This is a genomic window from Moorena sp. SIO4A5, assembly GCF_010672005.1.
GTDB lineage: Bacteria > Cyanobacteriota > Cyanobacteriia > Cyanobacteriales > Coleofasciculaceae > Moorena.
Genome location: NZ_JAAHHZ010000084.1, coordinates 1 through 5415 on the forward strand (window position 1 = coordinate 1; position 5415 = coordinate 5415).

The following is a 5415-nucleotide window of genomic DNA, read 5'->3' on the forward strand; positions in this document are numbered from 1 at the left end:
ACCCCTGACCAACTTTGCCACCAACGTTTTATCCCATCTCTATTTTCACAGAAAGCTTCGGTCAAGCGATGAAGAACCAACGCCAGACCATGCAAGCCACCCCAGGCTACAAATCCCCAAGCTGCTCCATGCCAGATACCAATAATGACCATTACGATGAATAGGTTAAGGCAGGTACGAGCAACCCCTTTACGGGAACCGCCCAAGGGAAAGTAGAGATAGTTACGGATCCAATCTCCTAGAGTGATGTGCCAGCGACGCCAGAAATCCGCAATGCTGATACTGAAATAGGGAAAATCAAAGTTTTCTGGAAGATTAATGCCCAGTAACACTGCACTACCACGGGCAATGTCTACATAGCCGCTGAAATCGAAATAGAGTTGTAAACCGTAGGCAAAGATAGCTAACCATAAATCTCCACTACCAGCCCGTTCTATATTGCCAAAACACAAATCAACAAAAATACCAATGTGGTCTGCTAACAGTGCCTTTTTAATCGCACCAGATGTAATCAACCAAAGTCCTTCTGTTGCTCGGTCAAAACTTGGAAATTGTAAGGTTTTCAGTTCAATAGCAAACGGAGGATAACGAGTAATTGGACCAGAAATAAGTTTAGGAAAAAAAAACTTATAAGCAGCAAACTGGAGGAGATTACGAGTTGCTGGAGCCCCACGATAGACATCAATGATATAAGCAATGCCCTCAAATATAAAAAACGATATTCCTAGAGTAACAATTAAGTTATCCCTAATCCAATTAGCCCCATCTTGAGCAATTGTCAAGTTGAGAATTACTGCTAAATTGGACAATATAAAAGGAATATACTTGAAGCCAAGCAAAAATATAACATTTAGGAAAATCCCTAGGCTCAGTAGTCTTGACCGTCGGTTATTCCAAAAACTATCAGCCACTAGCCATTCTTCATTGGAAAGATGATAATTAGTAGCATGGGAACCAGAAACTGTATTCGTACCTAGTGCTTGTCCAAAGTAAAAATTAATTAGGGTAATCAATACCAACAGGGGAATGTATTGGATTTGTAGTGAAGCATAAAAGATTAGACTGCTAATTAATAAAACCAAAAGTTTTAGTTTGGGAGAACCTGTGGCACCTGTAGAACGTTGCACCAACCAGTAGATTCCCAAAACTGCTAGCAAGAAACAGCTGTAGGTAATCGAAATAAATGACATAAAGATAAAGGATGAAGGATGTTCGCCTGATAGCGTGTAAGCATTCAGCTATCAGCCATCAGCATATGCGCTACGCGCATATGCTTACATATCGTTTCCGTTTGAATAGTTATAGCGGTTTGCTTGTAGGTTAAGTATAATTACGAATCTTGACTACTGACTACTGACTACTGACTACTGACTACTTGTTGTTATGGAAATTAGCGCGGGTTGCAAACCGCTATATAATTATTGGTTGTTATTCAATTTCAAATTAATAATTCATGATTAATCACTAATGACTAATGACCAAGGCATCATTGGATCTTTAGCCAACTGGTTAGAAACTTGGTAAGCACCATAGCGGTTGAGATGACTGGGGTCAGAAAAGTAGTCATATTTAGTTAGCAACATCTTATTTAAATCTCGGAAAATTAATCCCCCTTCTAGATCAAAGTTGTACATGTATCCCTGAAATTGTTTCTCATATTTGCTCCGCACTGGATCTAAATATTCTTTAGTCAGGGGTAGGTTGAGCATAACGATACTAACGTCATGCTTCTGGGCAAATTCCAGCAAGTTTCTTAGGGCTTTGTCTTGCTGACCTCCTAGCTGAAAATACCGGTAATCACCATCATAAATACCGGGAACTTTAGGATGTTTCTGGTAGTAGGTAGCGGTGTTAAAACGAGTTGACAGGGGCAGGAAGCCATCAAAGTCAATTTTCCACGTTAGGGATAATTTATGTTGAGGCTTTTTGGCAGTTTTGGTTGTGTCTGGTAGGAGGAACTTTTCTAGGTCAACCAACTTTTCCCGTAACAGAGATTTGAGCTGGCTTCGTTGAGGATAAGTTAACGAAATTTTGGCTATTGACTGATTTAGCCAGTCACTGATATACTTATAACTATCCTTCAAAACCTCTAGAGGTTGGTCTGTGGCATCTGTCGGTAATGGTGGTTGTTTAGTGCGGTTCGGAAAAACTCCTGCCATTAGAGCTTGGTAACCTGGTGATCCGATAATCGAGTTGTAGGTAGCATCCACTCGACCATTGTTAAAGGCTCTGACCCCATCAGCCCAAATAATCAATTTAGGCAGTTGCTCGGGAGTTAAGACGCGCCGAACCATGAAGTCTACTACCTGAGCTGTCGCACCATTAACCCCAAAGTTAAAGACGTCAATGTCAGGATAGCCCTGTTCTTCCAAGGCATCTTGCAGGGCAATGGGATCGATTCCCCGCATGGCTCTGGAACTCCCCATAATCAGTACATCAGGGATACCATTTTGAAGCAGGCGTTGTTGGTACAGAGCTAGCTTTTCATCTAACATCTGGTTATTGAATGAAGGATTCGGCGATCGCGCTGCGGCCAGCATGGCTGCCATGGTGGCATTGCCGTTTTCATTCACAATCACCATGGTATCCCCAGGAGCAGTAAATCCAGAGGTGTTGAAGTTTTCAGTCCCGAGACCAGCCCCTTTTTGCAAAGATAGTTGGGGCAAAGCAATGGGTTTGGGTGATGAGTGAGTCACTGCCTTTACTTCCGCTGACGGTGAGGCTTGAGACTGTAGGAGCTCACTAAAACGCCAATCTGTGATCAGTGTTACTAGTAATCCTGCTACGCCCCATACCATGGCTACTGCTACGCCTTGGATAGATAATTTCCCCTTGGCCTGTCTCTTGTCTGAGAAGGCTGCCATGTCTTGGTTTTCTACAGTGGGTACAAATAGCTGAGAGTAGCATAGCAAACGCTGGAGTATGTAAACTAGACCATCAACTGCCCCTTTTAAACCCTGCTTGAGATCGTCGTGGGTTAGATCAGGACGCAGTACTGGTTCCCCAGTGGGAGTTACCAAATCACTCAGGTAGGCATCTGAGGCAGCAAACTCTGGGCTAGCTTCTGGGACTAGACGCTGTCGATGAACAAAATCAACTCCATAGTTCCAGGAGGGGGAGGTAGCACCAGCCCGACGTCCATAGAGCCGCAAGCCAGTAATTTCTGACATAGCCAGCTGCTCTAGGAAGCGGGTAATTTTTCGAGTGACCTGAGATTTTCGAGGACAGACCGTTGCCTCGCTCATGATGTGCAACAAATCTTGTTTACGGCGAATTTTTACCCTTATTCCACCTGTTACCAATCGTTGGTCAATGTCGGGATTGAGTAAGCGTTCCAACAAAAAGGTCAAGGCATCGTGATGCCCTGTTTGAGCTAAGGAATAGGTGGATTCTCCTAAACTCTGGTGGTCTGCTGCTGGTAAGTTGAGCCAATGAATCCAGGCTGGGGATTCGGTTTCTGGCAGTAAGGAATTGTTGGCAGTTTGACCATTCTTGCCAAAGGGGGGTTGCAGAGAGTCAGCTTGCTGAGACAGTAATGTTTGACTAGGGAACTGACTTGAGTCTACACCATAAATAGTTGCACCCTGGATTCCTTGAGGAGCGATTAAATCCAGTACTGAGGCAATGGCACTGACTACTGTTTCTTTTTCTGGGGCAATAGTTTTCCGGCGGTTAATGACGCTACAAAATACATGTAGGGTGCTTTCTTTGAGAATGGCTCTAACTGTTATTCCTACCGCTGCCAACCCCTGATTTAATAACCGCTGGATTGCTTCTACATCTCCCCAACGAGCCCATTCCTTGAGGACTTGTTCTGGAGGGGTCAAATCCACTCGCTGCTTCCAATCAGGAGTGGCTTCGCCACTTACCTGAAAGCAAATCACGGCATCTCGAAACCCTTGGAGTTGCAAGGAATGTAACCGGTCGATGATTGGCTCAGATAGTAAGGACGGATCTGGGCTGTAGTTAGAATTACAAATTATCCAGAGCCGTCGGTTAGGGGGTGAAGGGTGAAGGTTAGTTTGTTTAACATTAGAACTTGCCCCGGAAAATCTTCTAGCTTTGGAATCTTGGTGTTGGATCCGGACTTTAACACTGACACCTAGGTAACTGAGGGATTCACTGAGATAACGAGCGATCGCATCTGGAGAACCAGAACGGGCAAGACTTTCGTTTGAGACAGTTAAGTCCGCATCAGTGGTTATGGCATCGAAAGACGTCTGGGAAGATTGGTTAGAAGCATGAGTGGTATCATCGGTCGGTAGTTTAATAGCGATTTGCTTAATCCAGTCTGGACGCTTCTGCCCCACTCGACGCCCATAAACAATTATTTGATAGATCGGGTTTGCTAAGTCTAGGGGAAACTGAACTTCTCCCTGTTGCAGTTTCAGGGCTTTGATAAGGCGGTTGACCACCTTATTTGCTTCTACTCCTTGAGGGTTTTCACACAGAATGTGCAAATTGTTCCCTCGCAAACGGATTCGTATGGATAACCCGGGTTGCCTAATGGCACAATAAGCCCACTTGGCAAGGGAGGAGGGAGGAGCTTTTGGGAGACGCTGATCGACATCCAACATCACAAATTGATTAACTGGACTGGTAACGGACGAATGATTTCTTCATATCTTAGATGCTCGCCTCGATTAAAGCACAATTTTGTTAAGACTACTTGTTGGGCAAATAAAATTAATGTAGCTGACAATAGAGGTTGAAATCCTCACTCACAGGACTACATGACAATCGGTTCCCAAGTCAATACTACTCAGGTAGCAGCCCATTGCTGCCTAACTTCTGCTCAAGGGAACTGATGTTAAATTTTCGGCTTTGTTTAGTTCATTTGTACTAAAAATAACCCAGATGTCTTCTTCTCAACCAGAAATACCAGAAATCAGGTCTGCTGACCTGTTTAATTTAGAAATGCCCACAAAATTCTTCGTAAGTCTAGGCACTGCTCCAATGCTCTTAGGTATACTCTCAATACAAGCTATCGGTTCATGGTTAGAAACCACAGGTATTAGTAGTGAGGAAGTGTTTCGAGGGGAGAGATTGCCTGTTCTCCCCTTCCCAGATTTGGAAAGGGATGATCAAGATGATCAATAGCTTAAATTGAATTTAAATTTGCTGTTGTTTTTGCTATGGATGTACTACAAAGTTGCTCCTAGTCGTGGATACTGCCATCGGGCAAAACTGCCCCCCTTAGGTTTGCCCCTGTCAGTTTCACTAAGAGCTTACCATTAGAACCCACTTTAGCTCCACTCAAATCAGCTCCACTCAAATCAGCTCCACTCAAATCAGCTCCAATCAGATTAGCCTCTCGTAAGTTAGCCTTACTGAGGTTAGCTTGAAATAAATTGGCTCTAAATAGATTAGCACCTTCGAGGTTAGCCTCAGCAAGATTGACCCGATGGAGAAAGC

At 43.9% G+C, this 5415-nt stretch carries 4 protein-coding genes; 1 reads left to right on the forward strand and 3 read right to left on the reverse strand.

Annotated features, from left to right (window positions below):
* Positions 1-1190 (reverse strand): MBOAT family O-acyltransferase (locus F6K57_RS22960; RefSeq protein WP_293070837.1); only part of this gene is annotated, 1190 nt, incomplete at its 3' end.
* 267 nt (positions 1191-1457) lie between these two features.
* Positions 1458-4577, reverse strand: a complete 3120-nt coding sequence (locus F6K57_RS22965; RefSeq protein WP_293070838.1) for a DUF1574 family protein — start codon at positions 4575-4577, stop codon at positions 1458-1460.
* 280 nt (positions 4578-4857) lie between these two features.
* On the opposite strand from F6K57_RS22965, the gene F6K57_RS22970 reads away from it, so the two are divergent.
* The gene (locus F6K57_RS22970) at positions 4858-5100 is read left to right on the forward strand and encodes a hypothetical protein (protein WP_293070840.1); all 243 of its coding nucleotides are present in this window, start codon (positions 4858-4860) and stop codon (positions 5098-5100) included.
* 58 nt (positions 5101-5158) lie between these two features.
* On the opposite strand, the gene F6K57_RS22975 is transcribed toward F6K57_RS22970, so the two are convergent.
* Positions 5159-5415, reverse strand: a 257-nt coding sequence (locus F6K57_RS22975; protein ID WP_293070842.1) for a pentapeptide repeat-containing protein, incomplete at its 5' end; no start/stop codon positions are given.